Below are 22,049 nucleotides of genomic sequence, written 5' to 3'. Positions count from 1 at the left end.
GGATACTCCTCTCAACTCTTTAAATCTGGTCTCAATTGTTTTGCGTGATTATGATAGATATGATGGATATCTTTTTGTGCGATTTCTGTCTGTACAGTCACCATAACCCTTATACACTTCTCAAGACTACCAGGAACCGGAATTTCACGCATACACATGACTGGAACATATGTCCATCCATCTAATTTTCTTAGTGACTTTGCAGGAAAAGCATCATTCAAATCCTCTGTCACTGTAAAATAAACGGAAACAACGTCTGTTGCTTCAATATGATTGGAATCTATGACATCTCGAAGCAGTTGATAGGATTGTTCTACAATTTCATCATGCTCATTTCGTTCGACCGTTGTCGCTCCCCTTACTCCTCGAATCATCATTCTCCACTCACCTCATCCATTAAAAGAGACATATGTTCTACAAGCTGGTTCTCCTCGATTTCCACAACATAAGGATCACTCAGTTCATGAAGAAGGACAAAATTTATCTTCTGCCGAACGGTTTTCTTATCCAACTTCATTTTTTCTACCATTTGTTCAGGGCGGATTCTGTTTAAGACAGAAATGGGATAATTATTTCTTTCCAGCCACTCCTTATAGTCTTGTAGAGGAAGCTCGGCACCTTTCAGGTCGTTACTCAACTTCATCATCAATAGCAGCCCTACAGCGACAGCTTCCCCATGGGTGATTTCACCGTAACCGAGCTCCGCTTCAATCGCGTGGGCAAGGGTGTGACCTAAATTTAAATATTTCCGGATCCCGGCTTCTCTTTCATCCTTCTCTACAATCGAAGCTTTCACTTGGATTCCTCTCATTAAATCGCTCTCTAACTGATCAACTGAGAGTTCAGAAAGCTTCCCTTTCAACAAGCGGTGCGCCCATTTTGCATCACTGAGAAAAGCATGTTTCATTACTTCTCCATACCCTGAGCGGATTTCACTCTCCGGCAGCGTTTCAATCGTTTCCATGTCATAGATGACTTTTACTGGATGATAAAAGGAACCAATTAAGTTTTTCCCTTTAGGATGATTGATCGCGACTTTCCCACCTACACTACTGTCATGGGCTAAGATGGTTGTAGGCATTTGAATGTAATCAATTCCACGTAAATAGGTCGATGCCACAAATCCGGCCAAATCCCCGATCATCCCTCCCCCTAGGGCGATGATCAGGGACTTGCGATCCAATTTCAGTTCTACACATCGGTCAAGAAGTTCTTCATACCTGCCCATGCTTTTTGAAGACTCTCCCGCAGGGACAACTGCTGAAAATACAGGAGCTGCCTCTGATAAGCTCTCTTGCACATCTTGCAAGTAATAATCCTGAACCGTACTGTCTGTAATGACTAATATAGATGTGTAACCGGTTGAGATCACTTCACCCAAATTACGTCGTAGACCTTTTCCAATCAAAACTTCATAGTCATGACTACTGGATTGGACTGTAACAGAGTTCATTAAAATTCACGTACTTCCTTGCGGTAATCATCAACAGCACGTTTTAGGCGAGGGAAATAGTCAGCTGGAAATTCATCAGTAATGGCTTTAGCCAGCTCAAAAGCTACAATGTGCTCCATCACAACAGAAGCTGCCGGAACAGCGCATGAATCGGAGCGTTCAATACTTGCATTAAACGGCTCTTTGGTTTCGATATCTACACTTTGCAACGGTTTGTACAACGTAGGGATTGGCTTCATGACCCCTTTAACGACGATCGGCATCCCCGTTGTCATTCCGCCTTCAAATCCACCAAGGCGATTCGTACGACGGTAATAGCCTCGTTCCTCGCTCCATAAAATCTCATCATGGACTTCACTTCCGTTTCTACGAGCCGCTTCAAAACCGATTCCGAATTCAACCCCTTTATAGGCGTTGATACTCATAACAGAGCCTGCGATTTTCGCATCCAGCTTTCGATCATATTGAACATAAGAACCGATTCCAGGCGGCATCCCTTCTACATATACCTCTGTCACCCCGCCGATCGAATCTCCTTCTTTCTTCGCTTCATCGATGGCATGCATCATTTTCTCTGCTGCTTCTTCATCAAAAGTACGGACAGGCGATGCCTCTGAAATTTCTCTTCGCTGCTGTAAAGTCAGGTTTTCATCAACATCTGACACAATGCCTGCGATTTCACGTACGTAACCTGTCACTTCGATTCCAAGTTCTTTCAAGAGCACTTTGGCAACGGCACCTGCCCCAACACGAGCGGCCGTTTCCCTTGCTGAAGAACGTTCAAGGACGTTCCTCATATCTCGGTGACCATATTTCATTCCACCATTTAAATCCGCATGACCCGGGCGAGGTTTCGTCACTGTTCGACGAATTTTTTGCGTATCCTCAGGTAAAGGATCTTCACCCATAATGTCTGTCCAATGTTTGAAGTCATCATTGCTTACGACGAGAGTAATGGGTGAGCCAAGGGTGTATCCATGACGAACCCCGCTTGTTATTTCTACTAAGTCTTTTTCGATTTGCATACGTTTCCCACGCCCATATCCGCCTTGGCGTCTGATCAGTGATTCATTTATTTGCTCTCTCAATAAAGGTAGATGAGAGGGGATTCCTTCGATAATTGTCGTCAATTGCTTTCCATGTGATTCACCAGCGGTTAAGTAGCGCATAAACGTACCTCCTATGTATTCATCCCCTTGAAGGGGGTGTTCTAAATTTTAGATACTACTATATCATATGGATGTAGGTTTGTGTCGTTAAAATATCGGAATTTTTATAAAATAAGATCAGAAAGCGTTTCCTGTGGCTTGTTTTTGCCCTTTTTGATAAAAAAATGAATCATAAACTTCAAACCCGTGTTTTTGTGGTGAAAAGATCTGCTCTGTACTTCCAACGAAAAAGATTCCCCCATCTACTAGAGAATGGTTGAAGTTTTTATAGATGGTCTTCTTCGCATCTTCTGTAAAATAAATCATCACATTACGACAGACGATGAGATCAAAATCCCTTTGATATCGATCAGATAAAAGGTTGTGCTTTTTGAAAGTGACACTTTTTCTTATATCATCAATCACTCGATAAGAGCTTCCTTCTTTTCTGAAGTATTTGCTAAGTATATCAGGTGATACTTCCTTCAATGATCTTTCGTGGTACAAGGCTTCCTCAGCCTTCCTCAACGCATTTACGTCGAGATCTGTCGCAAGGATCTCCACTTGATGGAGGGGGATATAGGGCTGCAGGATCATGGCCAACGTGTACGGTTCTTCGCCCGTCGAGCATGCGGCACTCCAAATCCGTAACTTCTTCTTTTTATCTAATAGATACGGAAGGACTTTATGTTCGAGTACTTCGAACCTCTTCCTGTTCCGGTAAAATTCTGACACATTGATGGTCATACGGTCTAATAATTCCTCCAACAACCATGAATCGTTTTCTAAAGCATCATAATAACTATTGAAATCATGATGACCGCGTTTCTCTCTTAACGAAGTCAACCGCCGTTTCATTTGTGCTTCCTTGTACTGTGATAAATCGATTCCTGTCTTACGATGGACTTTCTCTATGAATTGTATGTAATCGTGACTCATGCCCAAAACTCCTTCTGCTTATTCCATATAAGCGTACTCCAGCTTCGTCAGGTTGTAAACGAACAACCACGATTATGTAACAAAAGCTCCCGGTATTGAAAACTCCGTTTCTAGACTTCCATGAGAGGAAATGGTGGCTCCGGAAAGCGAGTCATCCCCCGAGCCCCGAATCACTCACACAGACATCTCGAAATTAAGTCTTACTCAACCCATCGTATTGTGATAGCAATTATTATGTTTATAAAATGAAAAAAAGCCACCTTTGGTAGGTGGCTTTTTTCATTAGTAGATCCAGCTTAGTGAATCTTTTTCGTAATCGACAAGTTCTTTTTCACTAAAGAACAACCCAATTTCTCTTTCAGCACTTTCTTTCGAATCAGAGCCATGGATGACGTTTTTTCCTACTGTTACACCATAATCACCACGGATGGTTCCTGGAGCAGCCTCAGCAGGCTTTGTAGCTCCCATCATTGTACGAGCCGTTGCGATTACATCTTCGCCTTCCCAAACCATAGCGAAGACAGGACCTGATGTGATGAAGTCTACGAGCTCACCGAAGAATGGTTTTTCCTTATGTTCACCATAATGCTCCTCTGCAAGTTCTGTAGGAATGGCCATCAACTTGGCCCCTGCCAGTTTAAACCCTTTGCGTTCAAATCTTGCTGTAATGTCACCGATCAAATTGCGTTGTACACCATCTGGCTTAACCATCAAAAATGTCTTTTCCATGACAAACACCTCATCTTATGTATAGTGTGAAAGCGCTTTTAATAAGTGCCATAAAAAAGTCTATCAAACAAAGGGAAGAAAGGCAATAGATTTATGCCCTTCTTTTACCAATATACTTCGCAATTCCTTTGAGTGTCTGTTTGGCACGGTTTGCCGGTAATTTGTCCAAAGCTTCATAAGCTTTTTTCAGATAACGATCACTCAGCTGCAGGGAGCGTTCAATTGAACCATTGGATTGGACGTTCTCAATCAAGGGTTGAAGTTGATCCGCTGTCAAATCTTCTTTCTGTTGGAACACTAAGTCCAACTCCCTTTTGAACTCATGATTTTCCATAGAAAAGAGTACAGGTAAAGTAATATTCCCTTGAAACAGATCACTGCCGGCAGGTTTTCCTAATTCTTTCTCAGATGCCGTAAAATCAAGCACATCATCAATGATTTGGTAGGACATTCCGACATAGTACCCGTACTGATAGAGCGCACGCTCCTGAGCTGGCTCAGCATTCGCGGCTATGGCCCCAAGTCTGCAGCTCGCAGCAATAAGCAGTGCGGTTTTCCTTTTGATTCTACGTAAGTAAGTCCGGAGATTTTGTTCAATATTATACTTATCCCTGATTTGTTCAATTTCCCCTAAACATAATTCAACCATTGTACCAGCAAGAATCTGGTGAGCACGAGGGTTTTCAAGCACAGACAAGTTTTCAAGAGATCTGGCAAAAATATAGTCCCCTGTGTACATAGCGATCCGGTTATCCCACCGTGATTTGATCGTAGGTTCCCCGCGTCTCAATTCTGCTTCGTCGATGACATCATCATGAACAAGGGATGCGGTATGTATGAGCTCTAAAGAAACAGCTACTGCCTTCATCCGTTCGATATCATAGTTTCCAAATTTACCTCCAAGCAACACAAAGACAGGACGGATCCTTTTCCCTCCTGCTTGTAACAATTGGCTGGATGCTTCTCTGAGTACCGGATTATCCGATTGAATGGTATCGTTTACAGCCTCTTCGATTACCGCCAGGTCATTTTTAAGAAAAGAGTAAATCATAGCTAGTTTCATGGCATTTCATCCTTAGTTATTGCTTTTCCCCCATATGCATGGCTGCAACGCCGCCCGTATAGGATTTCACTGTTACATTCTTAAATCCAACTTCTTCAAACATCGCTTTCAGTTCCGTTTTTCCAGGAAAGTCTTTCGCTGATTCGTGGAGCCAGCTGTATTCTTGATAACTCTTGGCAAATAGCTTACCAAATACTGGCATAACCTTCCCGAAATAAAAATAATAGAGCTTCTTGAAGACTGGATTGGTCGGTTGTGATGTTTCTAAACAGACCACTCTGCCGCCAGGTTTTACTACCCGATGCAATTCTTTTAGTACTTGGTGGTAATCAGGTACATTCCTTAAACCAAAGCCGATCGTCACAAAGTCGAACTGGTGATCTTCGTAGGGCAAGCTCATGGCATTCCCGTGCTGGAATTCCACTTGCTTTACACCACCGGCAAGTTTTTTCTTAATTCCGACCGATAACATATTTTCACTGAAGTCAAGACCGATCACTTTTCCGTCTGCACCAACTGCATTTGCTAATGCCATCGTCCAGTCACCCGTCCCACAACAGACATCAAGCGCATGGTCACCCTTTTTAACATTCATTCGTTTCATAACGTCTTTCCGCCATAAACGATGTTGTTGGAAGGAAATGATTGAATTCATACTGTCATATCGTTCATAAATCTTTTCAAATACGTGATGTACTCGTTCTTCTTTTGATTGTGGTTCCATGTTCACCCTTCTTCCGCTATCTTTCTATGGTTGAATTGATGATGAATGGCCGCATGCATATAAGATTTGAGCCAGTTGAAGTGGACGGGAAGCTGAGTAATGGTCATTTCCAACCGGTGCATATGGGACTGAAGCATTTGCTCAATGTTCACCAATATTTGTCCACTATTTCCAAGCAGAGCCGGGCGCTTGATGAGGGCATCAATAAGTGGTGAGAAATTCCCTTCCTGATAGCTGCGTTTTTCTTCCAATAATTTTTTCGCTAATAACCATTCACCTGCCATATCGTTGATGGCTGTTTTTTGGACATATGAAGCGACCCTTTGAATAAGAAGGGATTCGATCTTTTTCAAACCTTCTAAAAATTCTTGGAATGACTCCACATCTTTATAATAAAGTTCCATTTTCAATTCATTGATTTCTTTAATCGCTCCCGCAAGCGTATGAATCATAGGAATGTCGTCTAGCTGGGAAAGCAGATAATAATATAGACCGCTATAATAATCTCCGGCAAGGACCGTCAATTGACGGCTGCGGACGATTTCGCGATCATCGTCTTCATCCGATAAAGTAACGAGATCATGTGTATCAAGGGCAATCTGGACCAGCATTGTTGTAATGATGTATTGTTCTTTTTTCACGGCAGACAAATTCGTGTGATCCATGATTGAAGACAGAATCACGAGCTTGTCTTCATCTATCGTCGGCTCAGGGATAAAACGTACCAAATAAGGGTGGCGAACTTTCGATGCAATTTTTCGTTTGAGTTGTTTGATGTCATTATCTGAAGAATTCAACTTGATCACCTTGTCCCTTCCTGAACACTATTAAACCATTCCTATTATAGCATAATTGACCTACTACTGTTTACTATGTATACGTTCGCAGAGCGAATAGTCACTCTGCATCGTTCGTCATTTCCCCGTGGCTCGTTTGGATGACAGCTTTCCCACGTACTTTAACGGCCGAAGTATGCTCGGTAAACTGAGCGATCATTACTTCTCCACTGTCAAGCTTTTCGGAGTGGTGGAAACGCGTATCCGTACCGCGGGTCAAACCGATGACATTTACGCCATCTTCAAGGGCTTTTATGACGAAGAAATCATTGTTGGATGTAGTCATAAGGATCGCCTCCTTCTAGTATCATTACTATCTCTTACAAAGGGGACTTTTGTCAAAGCATCCACCTTGTTGAAAACTGAAAATAAACGGCCTTTCCATCATTATGGCCTCATTCCAGGTTTTTTAATAAAAATAAAAAGAAAAAGGGTGCACATGCACCCTTTTTCGAAGCCCTATGTAGCTATTATTTAACCGCATCTTTAAGGGCTTTACCAGGTTTGAAAGCTGGTACTTTGCTCGCGGAGATTTCGATTTCTTCTCCAGTTTGTGGGTTACGGCCTTTACGTGCCGCGCGCTCACGTACTTCGAAGTTACCGAATCCAATGAGTTGGACTTTATCACCGTCTTTAAGTGAATCCATGATAGATTCGAATACAGAATCCACAGCTTGTGTAGCATCTTTCTTAGAAAGATCAGCTTTTTCAGATACAGCGTTGATTAGATCTGTTTTATTCATGCCATTCACCTCCTCCCAAGAAGGTTTAACTCATTCAAGTGGTTTCATCCACTTCAAATGTTTATTTAGGTGCCATCTTTTGATGACAAGCCTTATAATAAACGAGTTTAAAGCGAAATTCAATAGACAATCGTGTTAAAAACGCGTAACAACGCGACTTACGGGCTGAATTCCGCTTCATTTCAGGTGTAGCCTGCCATAATCTTCTTCCAGTGGCAAACCCTCTAAAACCTTGATATGACGGGGTTTTCACAACTTTATTGATCTCCACATAGGTAATTACGACATCCACCTTGAAAAATCCTTTAAACTTCGCAATTTTTTTCTTAAAAACACTGAAATATAAGCATTTCTGGTGTTTTTGAGAATGAAATCAAAAGGATCACGCCGTTTTCTCATGTGAAAATATCACCCATATTTTTTCTCCATCACACCCATCAAGTGTCAAAAAAACCTACGGAAACCTGCGGATGTGCTTTGGTCAAAAAAAAACAAATTAAAAACGGCTCACACGGAGCCGTTATAAAATGATTGCGATCATACCACCAGATCCTTCATTGATGATACGCTCGAGCGTTTCCTGTAATTTGTATCTTGCATTTTCCGGCATGAGTGCCAGTTTAGCCTGGATGCCTTCACGGACGATCGAACTCAAAGATCTGCCAAAGATATCTGAATTCCAAATGGATAGTGGGTCTTCCTCAAAGTCCTGCATGAGGTACCTCACCAGTTCTTCGCTTTGTTTCTCTGTCCCGATGATCGGTGAAAATTCTGATTGGACATCCACTTTGACCATGTGGATCGACGGTGCGACAGCTTTCAACCTTACACCGAACCTTGAGCCTTGTCTGATGATTTCAGGTTCGTCAAGAGTCATATCCTCTAAGGTCGGTGCAGCGATTCCATACCCTGTTTGTTTGACCATCTGTAACGCATCCGCCACTTGGTCATACTCTCTCTTGGCATGTGAGAAATCCTGCATGATCTCAAGTAAATGATCTTTCCCACGGATTTCTTCTCCGACAATTTCTTTTAACACATGATCATATAAATGCTCCGGGGCTTGAAGATCGATTTCAGCAATTCCTTCCCCAAGGTCCATCCCTGAAATATGAGCACCTGTAATGTATTCATATTGATCGAAGTTCCCTACGACGGTATCCACATCTCGTAATCGTTTGATGTCCTTAACCGTATCTTCAATGGCCTCTTGAAGGTTGTTTCTTAACCAATGGCGGGAATCAAGAACCATCACCCAGCTCGGTAAATTCACATTCACTTCCAGCACAGGGAATTCGAATAATGCTTCTCGTAAAACATTCTGTACATCATTTTCCCGCATGCTTTCAACGGAAAGTGCAAGGACGGGTATATCGTACTTCTCAGACAGGTTCGCTCTCAGTTTTTCCGTATTCGGATGATGAGGCTGTGCGGAGTTCACAATCATGATGAAAGGTTTTCCCACTTCTCTCAACTCTTCTACGATTTTCTCTTCGGCTTCCACATAATCCGCCCGGGCGATTTCACCAATGGTCCCGTCTGTAGTCACGACGATTCCAATGGTCGAATGCTCCTGGATGACTTTCTGCGTACCGATTTCCGCTGCTTCATGAAAAGGGATTGCCTCTTCATACCAAGGTGTATGAATCATTCTTGGTCCGTGCTCATCTTCATACCCGACCGCGCCATTCACAGCATAGCCCACACAATCGACCATTCGGACGCGGATGTCGAGGTGGTCATCAATATTGATGTTTGCCGCTTGATTAGGGACAAACTTAGGTTCAGTTGTCATAATCGTCTTTCCAGCCGCGCTCTGAGGCAGTTCATCTAACGCACGCTCACGCTCTGATTCTTCCTCCATATTAGGTAAAACAACGAGCTCCATGAATTTTTTTATAAAAGTAGATTTTCCAGTACGAACAGCCCCCACGACTCCTAAATAAATATCTCCATTTGTCCGTTTGGAAATATCACTGAAGATATCAACCTTTTCCAAAGGATCCCCTCCCAAATAAAATTTCACCTTCATACAAGCCTAGACAATTTAATTCTATGACGTTGTCCTAGTGAAATATGCAAGAAATTATAAGTACCGGAACTCATAATGGACGAACAATCATAGATGATTCGCATAAACAGGAGAAGAGAAACGCTGGATAGGTATGGTGTAATCAAGTGTAGTTTATGCTCACTAAAAATCTATGAAAAAAACCGTCCCTCTATGCAGGAACGGTTCACAATCATGTCGATGGCTGTGCTTTAGAAAATACGGGCTCTCCATTTTCCACTGTATAAGTCGTCGAATAAGCAGGGACAATTGGGGTATGATCTGTCAGTAAGTAACGGATATCTTCCCCTTGCTCGTAACTATGCTCTTCTTCTCTTAAATACGTGTATAAGTCTTTTCGATAATCAATATATACTCTCCCCTGTTCATCAAGGTACACGGGAAGCTTCTGATCGGAATATGGGCTGTTGACCATCGGAGGCTCGTCCATTCCAATTTTCTCATGATCCAATTCATACACCCCTGGAGCTACGAAGTCCCCGAACGGAGGATATTTATTGTTATCTCTGTAAAACTTCACTTTGACCTGCAGTGAACGAACCTCCTCTGTCGTGCGGAGGTCCAGCACTTTCACGGTTGGATCTGTTTCAGGATGGATGATGACGTATTGATAATGACCGCCGTTCTCAAAGGACGTACCCGGTAAATCGCTAAGAAGGTTCATTTCCTTCAACTTACTGAATTCAATGGGATACTTTTGAAAAATGGGCGTATCTTGATCTTTTGTTTTAATTGGCAGGAGACCGTTTTTCTTCTCCTGATAGGTGTCCACAGCATTTTGAACCATCTCAAGCTGCTGATCATTCGGCACCTGATTCTTAGCCAAGTTACTCTGGGGATAGAGACATCCGGAAAGCAGCAGTGCCGTAAAGGGCATTATTATGAATAGAAAGCGTTTCATGTTGTTTCTCCCTCCTGTTATGCTGTCGGTCCGCTCAGGACGATATAAAGAATGATGATTCCTCCGAAAATCATAAATAAATAAGCGAAAACAGCGATCATTATTGATAGAAAACCCTTTAATTTATACCTGCTTAAGTAAATTAGACCAACAGCCAGGAACAACGAAATAATCCCTGCGAAGGATATGTACATTTTGAGCATGGATTCTGACACAGCTCTTCCTCCTCTAAACACACTTTGCTGATGGTATTATACCACAAGTATCCATAAACGGACAGATGAGAAAACAGAGTCTATCAGTCTTTTAATCCCTTTCTTACTATTTTTAATATCTGTTTAACACTGTATCGATGATTAATGATTCAAGTATAAGTCAGGATTGTTGAGGACTCTATTATGAGATGTTTCCGGGGTCCGTTTCCTTGTTGAGCTTCAGGAGTGTTTGGGAAGATACTCTTCTTGCTCCATCGCCCAGACACTCGTGGCTACCAGCGCGATTCTGGATTTAAACACTTTCCTGCGGGGGGAGTGGCGAGTTTCCGCGGAAAAGGGAGCCATTTCACTGAAAATGATCAAAAAAAAACCGAGGCAAAATGGTTTGCCCCGGGTGACTAAACAATTCCCTGACCAGCTCATGTGTAATGATTGCTGCGTAATATCTTATGCATACGAATGAAGGACCGCCTCCTCAGGCGCCTATTGGTTCGTAATCATTTTAAAAACTTGCCTAAGGTATTCATATCCAGTGGCATGTTTTGTTTGGTGATTGCTTCAACGATTTTATCTTCCTTCGATTTTGACACATTCTTATTAGCAACCTTTGCGAGCTGGCGAACAAGACGTCTGACCGTCTTCTCATCACTGAAATCAGCATTCTGTACAGAATTCGCCACTTTGAAAACATCTTCTGGGTCGATGTTTGCCTTTTTCTTCAGATGATCAAAAATATTCTTTTGAAAATCATTCATGAACAATTGACCTCCTCGTGCGTTAGGTTCTGTGTAGTATATGCACGAGAGTCGATATGTGTCAGTCATTCATCTTTTCATCAAGAATATTTGTCAGATCCTCCATTTCATGACGACGAATCCTTGTCATCAGTTCGTCCACGACATCTCTCGGGTCAGCCGATTCAAATAGAATTCTATAGATCCCTGAAGTAATCGGCATTTCCACCCCTTGCTCCTGAGCAAGTTGAAAAGCGGCTTTTGTCGTCCTTACACCTTCTACGACCATTCCCATTTGATCTAAAACATCATCCAATGGGTACCCTTGTCCTAGTTTATTCCCTGCTCTCCAGTTTCGGCTGTGGGAGCTCGTACAAGTTACAATAAGGTCACCGATTCCTGTCAAACCGGAAAAGGTAAGCGGGTTTGCTCCCATCGAAGTTCCAAGGCGGGCAATTTCAGCAAGTCCTCTTGTGATAAGAGCCGCTTTGGCGTTATCCCCGTACCCAAGACCGTCAGAAATACCAGCACCAAGAGCGATGATATTTTTCAACGCGCCTCCGAGTTCCACACCGACGAGGTCTGGAGATGTGTAGACACGGAATTGGCGGTTAATGAAGAGGTCCTGTACTTTCTCCGCAACTTCTAATTCATCTGAAGAAACCGTTACGGTTGTCGGCTGTCTGAGACTCACTTCTTCCGCATGACTCGGACCGGAAAGGACAACGATATCCTCATATTTCTCTTCAGGGATCTCTTCGGAAATCACTTCTGAAACACGCTTATAAGAGCCAGGCTCTATCCCTTTTGAGGCGTGTGTAAGAATTACTCTTTCGTTGAGTACTTGCTTCAATTGACCGCATACTTCTCTCATGGCCTTCGTAGGAACGACTAATATGACATGTTTAGCATCTTCTACAACCGCTCCTAAATCATGGCTTGCCTTAATCGAATGAGGAAGATCGATATCATTCAAATATTTTTCATTTCGATGCGTTCTGTTGATTTCTTCAGCTAGATTCTCCCTGTGTGTCCAAAGACGGACCTCGTGCCCGTTATCAGCAAGAACGAGGGCAAGAGCTGTGCCCCAGCTCCCCGCACCAAGTACAGCTACTTTCTCCATGCTACCTACTCCCTTCCTGAATGAATCAGCTACGTTTTCTTGCAAAGATCTTGATTGGCGTTCCTTCAAAACCAAAAGCTTCGCGGATCCTATTTTCCAAGAATCGCTCATAGGTGAAGTGCATCAATTCAGGTTCATTAACGAATACGACGAAACTTGGCGGTTTGACAGATACCTGAGTGGCATAAAAGATCTTCAGCTTTTGCCCCTTGATGGATGGAGAAGGATTCATAGCAAGGGCGTCCATGATCACTTCGTTCAGCAAATTCGTCTGCACACGCTTCGCATGGTTCTCACTTGCTTCCAGAACTTTAGGAATCAATGTATGGATCCGTTTTTTTGTTTTGGCAGATAAAAAGACAATCGGAGCGTAGTCGAGGAAACGGAATTGATCCCGCACCTTGTCTTCAAACTCTTTCATCGTCTTTTCTTCTTTCTCTACGGTATCCCATTTGTTGACGACGATAATAACAGCTTTTCCGGCTTCATGGGCATAGCCAGCGATCTTTTTGTCCTGTTCATGAATGCCTGCATCTGCATCAATTAACGTCAGGACAACATCAGAACGCTCAATCGCCTTCAGTGCTCTCATGATGCTGTATTTTTCAGTCGTTTCATAAACTTTGCCTCGTTTTCTCATGCCAGCTGTATCGATGATTACATAATCCCGTTCATCTTTTGAAAACGGAGTATCGATAGCATCCCTTGTCGTACCAGCGATATCACTGACAATGACGCGCTCCTGACCGAGGAGACTGTTAACGAGCGACGATTTCCCTACATTCGGTCGGCCAATTAAGCTGAAACGAATGGTATCATCATCGATCTCTTCCTGAATTTTTTCAGGGAAGTGTTTGACTACTTCATCAAGCATATCTCCAAGTCCAAGCCCGTGCGTACCCGAGATCGGGAAAGGTTCTCCGAAACCAAGAGAGTAAAATTCATAAATGTTTTCTCTCATTTCAGGATTATCTACCTTGTTCACCGCAAGGACTACCGGTTTATTCGATTTAAATAGAAGTTTGGCAACTTCTTCGTCAGCCCCTGTAATTCCATCACGGCCGTTCACCATGAAAACAATAACATCCGCTTCATCAATCGCTACTTGGGCCTGGGCTCTCATCTGTACGAGCAACGGCTCGTCCCCAAGTTCAATTCCACCGGTATCAATGACATTAAAACGGGTGGTCAGCCATTCGGCTTCTGCATAAATCCGGTCTCTAGTGACACCGGGCGTATCTTCTACAATGGAGATTCTTTCTCCGACCAGTCGGTTGAATATGGTTGATTTCCCAACATTCGGTCGTCCTACAATAGCAATTACTGATTTTCTCATGAAAGGATCATCCTTTCTTTATTTCTATTTTCATTATTCCATGTTTCCTCAGTAGTGAAAAGCAAAAAAATACTGCTCTCCCCCGGGCGATGGTTTAACAGCCCATCTTCCGAAGAACAGCAGGAAGCCATTAACTTTATTATCTTAGCAAACTTTAGAAAAAGAAACAATTCTTTCTCAATGCTTGACAATAATATATAGTTGATCGCTTAATGCATGAGCGATTCCATCTAAAATGGCTTCTAGGTTTGCCGCAACAGCTTCCATCTCTTCCTTCGTGTCGCATTTAAACACAGCTGCACTGCCATGGACCCGATCATCCTCCGTAGTCACGGCCGCCAATATGGCCTTCTCCATTTTCATGAATGATTCCTCCTACCCTTTCTCGAAGGCATTTGAATTGCGTTTTCCAGTACAGGTACGTGTTCAATAATCTCTTTCGCTCGTTTTGAATCCTTTTCTTGAGGAAGAATAAACACTCCAATCCTTCCATCATTCAAATCTCTCTTGATCAATGGCACAAGAGCAGGCGTGCCGGAATCCCTGAAAACTCCCAGGGTGACGGATACATCATGCAGGATGGCCTGCCGTTGCCCGAGGTTTGCAATCGTAGAACGGACGCTGAATTCCTTAGGAGTTAATACGAAGCCCATTCCATATTTTAAAATCTCTTCCTGGCGCTCAGGTAAACCGATGTTCATAATATAAATGTTATCGACATATAAACCAGCTCCGTCGAAAGAAATGGTTTTCTCTTCTACTGTTACGATATCCGAAAGCTTCGAACCGCTCATTAACACCCTTGAGAGAAGAAAGCATACGACAGCTGCCCCTAAAGCGACCCAAACATTGAGCGCTAAATAACAGAGGGTGACTACGAAAGAAGTAAAAATGACGAGGTAATTCCTGCTCTCAAAAGCGACAGCTATCCCTTCAATATACGTATTGCCTCGCGGGACAAGTTCATAGGAGTCCATTTCCGTCAATGTGTTCCTTTCCATATTGCGTACTTCCCGAAATTGGGAAGCCGCTAACGTCAGGAACGTGACAGCGGTGAATTCTTTTTCCATAATAGAGGGGATGGCGATCGTTCCAAGCGCCGCGGCAATAAACCCTAAAGATAAGTGGATGATTTTCCCGTGAAGATAAGTCGGATACTGCCTGTAATCCGTACGCAGCATGAAGACGCGAAGAGCTGTACCGACAAGGATTCCTAATATAATTGGATAGGTGTATTCATTCACACAAAAGCAGCTCCTTTTGATATGGATTTTCTTTTTTTACGTATCGATCTCTTCAATTGATCCACCCCGTGGAAAAAAAGCAGCACAAACATCCCTTTTATCGAAAGAGAGAGCATCGCATGTGTATCAATCAGCCCTTCCTTTTGATAAAGGGCGAAGATAAGGAAAGCGAACAGGGTGCCCCCGGCGTTTGCTAACACCCACAGCCCCATCTGGCCGCTTACATCCTTAACAAACATCCGAAGGAGACCCACAATCACAAGGAGAAACAGAGAAACTCCAGGGAACTTCACCCACACTGGATGGACAATAAGAAACATCCAAACCGCTGCGTAACCCACGCTAAAAATGAAAGGCCAAAAATAATCAAACATTGACCTTCTGATCGATATAAAAAGATAAGTTCCGAAAACGAGGAGGATACCAATGTGAAAATAAAATTGTCCATTCGGGCTCCAAGAAAGCCAATCATATGTACACATAAAAACACCCAATACCAATAATAAATCGCGTTTCAATCTCCTACGTTGAATAAAAAAGACGGCTATAACCGTTAATGACCAAGCAAACCAATAAAACGTTGCCTCCAAGACCCCACACCTCCCAAGCTTCACCATTTATTATGTGTGGTTCAGGAAAGCTTTAAACATCTTATAAAAAGAAATAGTCTGTTAACTAGCGGTTGTGACGAAGAAAATAGAAGGATTGCGTGAGGCTTAATTCCGAGACTTTTGTGGAAGTTTATGGTCTCCGGAAAAAGGGTCCAGGAAACGTCCCGACTGTGAGAGACTCGGTTACGTGACGTTTGAGGTGTGGGTGGGGTTCAATGATGGGAAGCTTACCGATAGAGAGGATAGAGCACGTCCCAAAGATCCCTGAAGAAGTGCTTGATGAGTATAGTAGGGAATTCTACATAAAAAAGCCTATGACCAGCTGGTCATAGACTTAAATCATCCTTTGGTCATACCATTGTTTCGTATAACCTAACATAACGTGTGCTTTTCCATTTAATTCTCTAGGCTGGACAGCGTTTTGAAGCATCATAGCTATTTTGAATTCATGCAGAACATGATGGATTTCTTCGACCAACGCTTCTCTTCCCACATTGACTAGTACCTTTAGTAGTGATCCCGCCATACCGAAACCCTTTGCACCGAGTACCATGGCTTTTGCCCCATCAAGGCCGTTGCGTACACCCCCTGATGCAAAAACATGCAAATCATTGTTCATAGAAGCTTCAAGCACAGAAACCGGAGTGGGGATGCCCCAATTGTTAAACGAAGTGAATGCACGCTCACGCCTCATGTTTTCCACTTTAGAGAAATTCGTCCCCCCTCTTCCTCCTACGTCAAGGTGGCGAATTCCCATTTGATAAAGTGTATCAGCGGTTTCTTTAGACATTCCATAGCCCACTTCTTTCACAATAACTGGAACATCAGCATGATCAATCATGTCTTGGATTCTATGCATCCGTTGGGAAAAATCACGATCCCCTTCAGGCATAATCATTTCCTGAAGGGTGTTGATATGAATTTGCAGCGCATCAGCATGGAGCATACGAACCGCTTCTTTTGCCTGTTCTAAAGTAGCTTCACTTCCAACATTGGCAAAGATGATTCCTTCAGGATTCATTTCTCGTACGATTTCATAAGTCTTTCGTTCTTCGGCATTTTTCAAGGCTGACATTTGAGAACCGACAGCCATTCCAATACCAGTCTCTTTGGCAGCTATTGCCAAATTACGATTAATTGCCATAGTCTCTTCTCCGCCACCGCCAGTCATCGCATTAACAAAAAGAGGGGAACTTAAATAAAGTTCCCCTACTTGTATATTCATCTGTATATCCTCGAAATTGAGACGGGCTAGACTTTGATGAACAATCTCGATATCATCAAAATGATTATGAATCTCCCGTTCGTGACTGATAGCATGGCGGATATGGTCAATCTTCCTTTCAGATCTACTCATATCCATCCCTACTTCTTTTCAACTCTTTCGAACGATTCCGATTCAGTGACCAGTTTTTCATCGTTCTAGAGCTTATTTTTTATATTTGTCGAGTTTGTCCCCGATCATATCACTTAAAGAGAAACCGGAATTGTCATCTTCTTTTTCATACTGTTGAATTTCAGCACGAGTTTCGTCACGCTCCAACTCTTTCATGCTTAATGAAAGACGTTTAGCGTCTTCGTCAACATCCAGAACTTTCACTTCAACCGTTTGTCCTTCTTCTAGCACTTCATCAGGTGTACCGATGTGGCGGTTGGAAATTTGAGAAATGTGGACAAGACCTTCCACTCCCGGGAACACTTCAACGAAAGCCCCGAAACTTACGAGACGGCGGACAGTCCCTTCAAGAGTTTCACCAGGGTTCACTTTTGAAGTGATGTCATGCCATGGTCCTGGCTGCGTAGCTTTCAGTGACAGAGAAATTCTTTCATTGTCACGATCGACGGAAAGCACTTTGACTTTAACTTCCTGGCCTTCTTCTACAACATCCGATGCTTTTTCCACATGCTGATGGGATAGCTGGGAGATATGTACAAGTCCGTCAATACCTCCAAGGTTTACAAAAGCACCAAAGTCTGTCAAACGTTGTACAGTACCCTCGATGACTTGTCCTTCTTCCAGGGATTGTAGCACTTCATGCTTTTTCGCTGATTCTTCTTGTTCAACGACTGCACGGTGGGAAAGGATTACACGATTTTGCTCACGATCCAATTCCACGACTTTAAGGGAAAGTGTTTTTCCTTTGTAGTCTTCAAAATCTTCAACGTAATACGTTTCAACCAAAGAAGCTGGAATGAATCCACGCAGGCCGATGTCTACGACAAGCCCACCTTTTACAACATCTTTAACTTCAGCTTCAAAGATTTCTCCGCTTTCGAACTTAGCTTCTAAATCTTCCCATGCCTGATCTGCATCAACGGCACGCTTAGAAAGTACGATTTCATCATCTTCCACTTTCTTGACTTGCAGAGTAAGCTCGTCTCCTTCGCTCACTGCATCTGAAGCTTTTTCTACATGAAGGCTGGATAATTCACTGATAGGTACAATACCTTCGACTTTATATCCAACATCTACGAGGACCTGTTTTTCTTCAATCTTCACGACTTTACCAGTCACGATGTCCCCTGCAGAGAATTCTTTCATTCCAGATACTTCTTGATTCATTTCATCCATACCAAGCTACCTCCTTCAAATTCCGACACAACCTAATAATACAGAAATGCCCTTTTGTCTAACTTCTAATATTTAGAGCATTTTGTCAAGTGATTACGCCTCATCATTGGTGAATTTTATGCAATTGTCTGATTTCTTCCATGATCCGATCGGTAACAACCTGGGCAGAAGCCTTCTGTTCACGATATTCCGTCATATCAATCGGTTCCCCATATACCACTTTCAGTTTCTTGAACTTTTGATATGGACCGATGATCGCGCAAGGAACGATGGCAGCTTCGGATCTCAACGCAAAGAATCCAGCACCGGCAAGGCCTTTGCCGATTTCGCCACTTTTCTGCCTCGTCCCTTCAGGGAACAGCCCAAGAGCATGGCCATCCTTCAATATATCCAGCCCTTTTCTCAAGGCGTTCCTATCCCTCATGCCACGTTTGATCGGAAAAGCATGGACTTTTTTCAATATACCCCCGATGACTGGGTTTTTAAACAACTCTTCTTTCGCAAGGAAGTAAATATTGCGACTGCTCGTTATACCTACAACGGGCGGGTCCAGATTAGAGATATGGTTGGAGCATATAATGACTGGACCTTCTGCAGGTATGTTCTTTTTTCCGACAATTTTTATTCTGTACATCGGATATAAGATGATGCTGCACAAGGCTTTCCCTATTTTGTATAAATTCATCCCTGCTCTCCTTTCTCCCAATTCTCTTTTACAATATTTAGAATTTCACTGACTACTTCGTCAATATTCATGGATGTTGTATCGATCTCGACCGCATCCTCTGCTTTTACTAAAGGAGCAATTTCTCGATTGGAGTCAATTTCATCACGCTTTCGGATTTCTTCTTTCAATTGATTCAAATCGGAAGGGTAACCCTTCTCCAGGTTTTCTTTATGGCGCCTCTCTGCTCTTTCTTCCACGGAAGCAATCATAAAGATCTTCACTTCCGCGTCTGGAAGCACATGGGTTCCAATATCACGGCCATCCATGACAACACCTTTGTCCTTGACGAGTTCCTGTTGTCTCTGCACCATTTCTTCGCGTACATTTTTGTGTTTAGCCACGATTGAAACTTGATTGGTTACCTCCGCTGTTCTGATTTCCTCTGATACATCGCGCTGGTCGAGGATGACCCTTTGTCCAGCGTCACTTTGAACAAGGTTCAAATCTGATTGACTCAGAAGATGAGAAAGACCAGCCTCATCTTCAAGGGAAACGCCTTGTTTTAGAGCCTTCCAGGTCAGAGCTCGATACATAGCCCCTGTATCCACATAAATAAAAGAGAGTTTTTCTGCGACTTTTTTTGCTACAGTACTTTTTCCGGCTGCCGCTGGGCCGTCAATGGCAATTGTCATAGTGTTCATACGATTCGTATCCTCCATCTGTCTTATCAAAGAGAAAACGCACTGGCACAGCGCGTTTCCTCTAAAATTTTTGCTTAATGATCACAGTCAAGAATAACACAAATCTGTGATGAAAATCTATTTTAATTACGTGTTCTCATTCTTGACTGCATTTGTCGTTCAAAACAATATTTTATGATCATTTGCCTATCCTTTTCATGAATATCTATAAATTCCACAGAAACCCTTTCAGGTTGAGAATCTTTTGCAGGAATGACGCGGATCACTTGACCCTCCGCAAAGACATAATGGGTTTCTCCTGTATTCATAGGCAGGACAAGAGTTAAGCCGATCTCTTCCTCTTCTGTCAGTTTTTCAAAAGGCGATTGTTTCAACATCACGCCTCCGCCGCTGATATCATTCGTTATGGTAGGGAAAGAACCAGAATTCCTTTCTACCGCTGCATCTACAGAGGCTTCAACGCGGACATATTTGCGTCTTTGGACCCTATGTAACTCTTCTAACCCTGGAAAAAATAATCCGATCACAGGGATATTCCTTTTCTCCCTTACCATCACCTCGGTTTTAAACCAATAAACGGATTGGTCTTGACCGACGAAACTTGCTTGGAATTGTGTCCCATTCAAAAAAAAGCCAGTCCGGCCAGTTTTGGTATGTACTGGATAATCAATGTAAATATTACTACCTTCAAAATCCACCAATTTGCACTTGTAATGATCGACTTCATCCACCTCTGGCTTTTTTAACTCTAGTGTCAGAGGTGTCCCCACCTTTAGATTCTCCATCATGCTCCTCCTCTATGAACATGATTCTATTATCTCATGTCTCATTTGAAAAAGGAAGATAATAGGTCTAAAGACAGAGAAAAAGAACCCTCTTAAGAGGGTTCTTTTTTAGACTTCCTGATTAAATTTCATCTCTGCTTTTTTCAACGTTTCTACTTTTTCTTCTTGTCCATTGGTGGCATTTATGAAAATGCGATAGGTCGTATTTTCCATCGTAGCAAGAAATTCATAGCAAAGGACTTGTTCGTTGATATCATTTTCAATCACAGAAAGGTGATTCTCCTGAATCTCAACATTCGGGTTTACTTTTCCTCTTGCTTCTTCCAGTGAAATTTCAGGTTCATTCAGTTCTCGCTCACTATGGAAATTATAATACTCACGCGCACTCATTCCCAGTACTTCGCCATTATCAAGCGCTACTTTTACCACAACGGAATCAGGGAAAAACCTGACATCATTTTGAGTGTAAAGAAAACGAAACACACCCATATTGTCGTATTGATTGCTTTCCACGAGCTCTAGATTTGATATTTCCAAACCTTTGGCATACTCTTTCGCCTTTTCAGAAGCTTCGTAAAGTGAAATCTTCGGCTCTCCCACTTTTCGGCTAATCATAATGGTCAAAGGATGTCCACCTTTTTCCGTCAAGTCGATGTATCCATTCTTATCGCCGTTTTGGAAAGAAGCGGTGTACATAGGTACATCGGCGCCTTTCCCTGATTTTGTGACTGTGAGCTTATCCGTGGATACTTTCTCCAGCCATTGACTGGCGATTTTCGTCGCTTGCTTTTTATCAATTTTATCACCTTCAAGGTGTCGGAAGCTTTTCTCCGGGCCGGAGGAACCAAGACTGGTTTGAGTCACGGATCCTTCAAATCCATCCACGGATTTTTCTACTGTCTTGAAACCGTTGACGATGGTATTATCTCCGACCTCATCATTGGTAGCTAACGCAAGTTCAACGTCCATCCACCTTAGATTATCCTTCATGACGACATTTTGTACTTTTCTAAGTTCCCCTTCAATTTCACCCGACTTTTTGTGAAGATCTTCCAGCATTTGAATCTCCTCTTCACTGAGGGGTTTCTTTTCCAGGTCTCGCACAGCTGTCCGATAAGTAAACTCACCGATGTCGTGTAAGAATTCTTCCGTTTTATTAAAAGGGAGAAGCGTCAGAGGCAGTTGGCCTACATCTGAACTTGCATCAGAAGAAATCTTCCATATTTCAGCGAGTTGGGGTGATAACCGGTCTCGGGAGTTCATCGCTAAGCTTGAACCGATTTTGTCATGGAGAAGATCGACATTGTAAGTCAGTTCATGAAATGCCCTTTGATAACTGTTTTCAGCCTGGATCAAGACAGCATTTTTGTCCTGATTTTCTTTATAGCCCCAAATACCTGCACCGACCGTAGTTATACTTAGTAATATGATGGCGATCCATTTACCCATACGCC

General features: G+C 42.7%; 25 protein-coding genes. All 25 read right to left on the bottom strand.

Annotated elements, in window-relative coordinates; genetic code table 11:
• Window positions 1-11: 11 nt before the first annotated feature.
• Entirely contained in the window at window positions 12-374 is a 363-nt protein-coding gene (gene aroH, locus K2225_RS00835; protein ID WP_146816151.1) for a chorismate mutase, read from the bottom strand.
• Entirely contained in the window at window positions 374-1,453 is a 1,080-nt protein-coding gene (aroB, locus tag K2225_RS00830) for a 3-dehydroquinate synthase (protein WP_220583077.1), read from the bottom strand. Before aroB ends, aroH begins: the two co-directional genes overlap by 1 nt.
• Window positions 1,453-2,622 (bottom strand): chorismate synthase, encoded by a 1,170-nt coding sequence (gene aroC / locus K2225_RS00825; RefSeq protein ID WP_220583076.1) that lies wholly within the window; start codon window positions 2,620-2,622, stop codon window positions 1,453-1,455. The genes aroB and aroC overlap by 1 nt, the downstream gene beginning before the upstream one ends.
• Before the next feature lie 117 nt (window positions 2,623-2,739).
• A complete protein-coding gene (locus K2225_RS00820; protein WP_220583075.1) occupies window positions 2,740-3,540 on the bottom strand; it encodes a CheR family methyltransferase in 801 nt (266 codons plus the stop codon).
• Between the two features lie 282 nt (window positions 3,541-3,822).
• Entirely contained in the window at window positions 3,823-4,269 is a 447-nt protein-coding gene (ndk, locus tag K2225_RS00815; protein ID WP_220583074.1) for a nucleoside-diphosphate kinase, read from the bottom strand.
• Window positions 4,270-4,360: 91 nt separating this feature from the next.
• Window positions 4,361-5,332 carry a heptaprenyl diphosphate synthase component II gene (hepT, locus tag K2225_RS00810; RefSeq protein ID WP_220583073.1) on the bottom strand — a complete coding sequence of 324 codons (972 nt, stop codon included), beginning with the start codon at window positions 5,330-5,332 and terminating at the stop codon, window positions 4,361-4,363.
• Window positions 5,333-5,348: 16 nt separating this feature from the next.
• A complete protein-coding gene (locus K2225_RS00805; RefSeq protein ID WP_220583072.1) occupies window positions 5,349-6,056 on the bottom strand; it encodes a demethylmenaquinone methyltransferase in 708 nt (235 codons plus the stop codon).
• Between the two features lie 2 nt (window positions 6,057-6,058).
• Window positions 6,059-6,862 carry a heptaprenyl diphosphate synthase component 1 gene (locus tag K2225_RS00800; RefSeq protein ID WP_146816043.1) on the bottom strand — a complete coding sequence of 268 codons (804 nt, stop codon included), beginning with the start codon at window positions 6,860-6,862 and terminating at the stop codon, window positions 6,059-6,061.
• Between the two features lie 91 nt (window positions 6,863-6,953).
• On the bottom strand, window positions 6,954-7,178 hold the full coding sequence (gene mtrB / locus K2225_RS00795; protein WP_089652583.1) for a trp RNA-binding attenuation protein MtrB: 225 nt from the start codon (window positions 7,176-7,178) through the stop codon (window positions 6,954-6,956).
• Between the two features lie 184 nt (window positions 7,179-7,362).
• On the bottom strand, window positions 7,363-7,635 hold the full coding sequence (locus K2225_RS00790) for an HU family DNA-binding protein (RefSeq protein WP_008638574.1): 273 nt from the start codon (window positions 7,633-7,635) through the stop codon (window positions 7,363-7,365).
• A gap of 520 nt (window positions 7,636-8,155) precedes the next feature.
• Window positions 8,156-9,634, bottom strand: a complete 1,479-nt coding sequence (spoIVA, locus tag K2225_RS00785) for a stage IV sporulation protein A (RefSeq protein WP_220583071.1) — start codon at window positions 9,632-9,634, stop codon at window positions 8,156-8,158.
• Window positions 9,635-9,878: 244 nt separating this feature from the next.
• Window positions 9,879-10,607, bottom strand: a complete 729-nt coding sequence (locus tag K2225_RS00780) for a hypothetical protein (protein ID WP_220583070.1) — start codon at window positions 10,605-10,607, stop codon at window positions 9,879-9,881.
• Between the two features lie 17 nt (window positions 10,608-10,624).
• Window positions 10,625-10,822 carry a DUF2768 domain-containing protein gene (locus K2225_RS00775; RefSeq protein ID WP_089652585.1) on the bottom strand — a complete coding sequence of 66 codons (198 nt, stop codon included), beginning with the start codon at window positions 10,820-10,822 and terminating at the stop codon, window positions 10,625-10,627.
• Window positions 10,823-11,319: 497 nt separating this feature from the next.
• Window positions 11,320-11,577 (bottom strand): stage VI sporulation protein F, encoded by a 258-nt coding sequence (locus tag K2225_RS00770; protein ID WP_089652586.1) that lies wholly within the window; start codon window positions 11,575-11,577, stop codon window positions 11,320-11,322.
• Window positions 11,578-11,638: 61 nt separating this feature from the next.
• Window positions 11,639-12,679, bottom strand: coding sequence for an NAD(P)H-dependent glycerol-3-phosphate dehydrogenase (locus K2225_RS00765; protein ID WP_220583069.1), 1,041 nt, complete (start codon window positions 12,677-12,679; stop codon window positions 11,639-11,641).
• A 25-nt stretch (window positions 12,680-12,704) separates the two neighbouring features.
• Window positions 12,705-14,015, bottom strand: a complete 1,311-nt coding sequence (der, locus tag K2225_RS00760) for a ribosome biogenesis GTPase Der (RefSeq protein ID WP_220583068.1) — start codon at window positions 14,013-14,015, stop codon at window positions 12,705-12,707.
• A gap of 177 nt (window positions 14,016-14,192) precedes the next feature.
• On the bottom strand, window positions 14,193-14,378 hold the full coding sequence (locus K2225_RS00755) for a capping complex subunit for YIEGIA (RefSeq protein WP_206945209.1): 186 nt from the start codon (window positions 14,376-14,378) through the stop codon (window positions 14,193-14,195).
• Window positions 14,375-15,259, bottom strand: a complete 885-nt coding sequence (locus K2225_RS00750; protein ID WP_220583067.1) for a YIEGIA family protein — start codon at window positions 15,257-15,259, stop codon at window positions 14,375-14,377. Before K2225_RS00750 ends, K2225_RS00755 begins: the two co-directional genes overlap by 4 nt.
• Window positions 15,256-15,849 (bottom strand): YphA family membrane protein, encoded by a 594-nt coding sequence (locus tag K2225_RS00745; RefSeq protein WP_220583066.1) that lies wholly within the window; start codon window positions 15,847-15,849, stop codon window positions 15,256-15,258. The genes K2225_RS00750 and K2225_RS00745 overlap by 4 nt, the downstream gene beginning before the upstream one ends.
• A 355-nt stretch (window positions 15,850-16,204) precedes the next feature.
• Window positions 16,205-17,227: a type 2 isopentenyl-diphosphate Delta-isomerase gene (gene fni, locus K2225_RS00740; protein WP_220583065.1), complete on the bottom strand. Its 1,023-nt coding sequence runs from the start codon at window positions 17,225-17,227 to the stop codon at window positions 16,205-16,207.
• A gap of 72 nt (window positions 17,228-17,299) precedes the next feature.
• On the bottom strand, window positions 17,300-18,442 hold the full coding sequence (gene rpsA, locus K2225_RS00735) for a 30S ribosomal protein S1 (protein WP_089652592.1): 1,143 nt from the start codon (window positions 18,440-18,442) through the stop codon (window positions 17,300-17,302).
• 103 nt (window positions 18,443-18,545) lie between these two features.
• Window positions 18,546-19,127, bottom strand: a complete 582-nt coding sequence (locus K2225_RS00730) for a lysophospholipid acyltransferase family protein (RefSeq protein ID WP_220583064.1) — start codon at window positions 19,125-19,127, stop codon at window positions 18,546-18,548.
• On the bottom strand, window positions 19,124-19,810 hold the full coding sequence (gene cmk, locus K2225_RS00725) for a (d)CMP kinase (protein ID WP_220583063.1): 687 nt from the start codon (window positions 19,808-19,810) through the stop codon (window positions 19,124-19,126). The genes K2225_RS00730 and cmk overlap by 4 nt, the downstream gene beginning before the upstream one ends.
• Before the next feature lie 122 nt (window positions 19,811-19,932).
• Window positions 19,933-20,595, bottom strand: coding sequence for a flagellar brake protein (locus tag K2225_RS00720; protein ID WP_220583062.1), 663 nt, complete (start codon window positions 20,593-20,595; stop codon window positions 19,933-19,935).
• A gap of 108 nt (window positions 20,596-20,703) precedes the next feature.
• The gene (ypeB, locus tag K2225_RS00715; RefSeq protein WP_220583061.1) at window positions 20,704-22,044 is read right to left on the bottom strand and encodes a germination protein YpeB; all 1,341 of its coding nucleotides are present in this window, start codon (window positions 22,042-22,044) and stop codon (window positions 20,704-20,706) included.
• Between the last annotated feature and the right edge of the window lie 5 nt (window positions 22,045-22,049).

This window comes from Halobacillus sp. Nhm2S1 (assembly GCF_019599545.1).
In the GTDB taxonomy this organism is placed as follows: domain Bacteria; phylum Bacillota; class Bacilli; order Bacillales; family Halobacillaceae; genus Halobacillus.
Note: the sequence above shows the minus strand (reverse complement) of the source record. Positions and strands in the feature narration are given on the sequence as shown.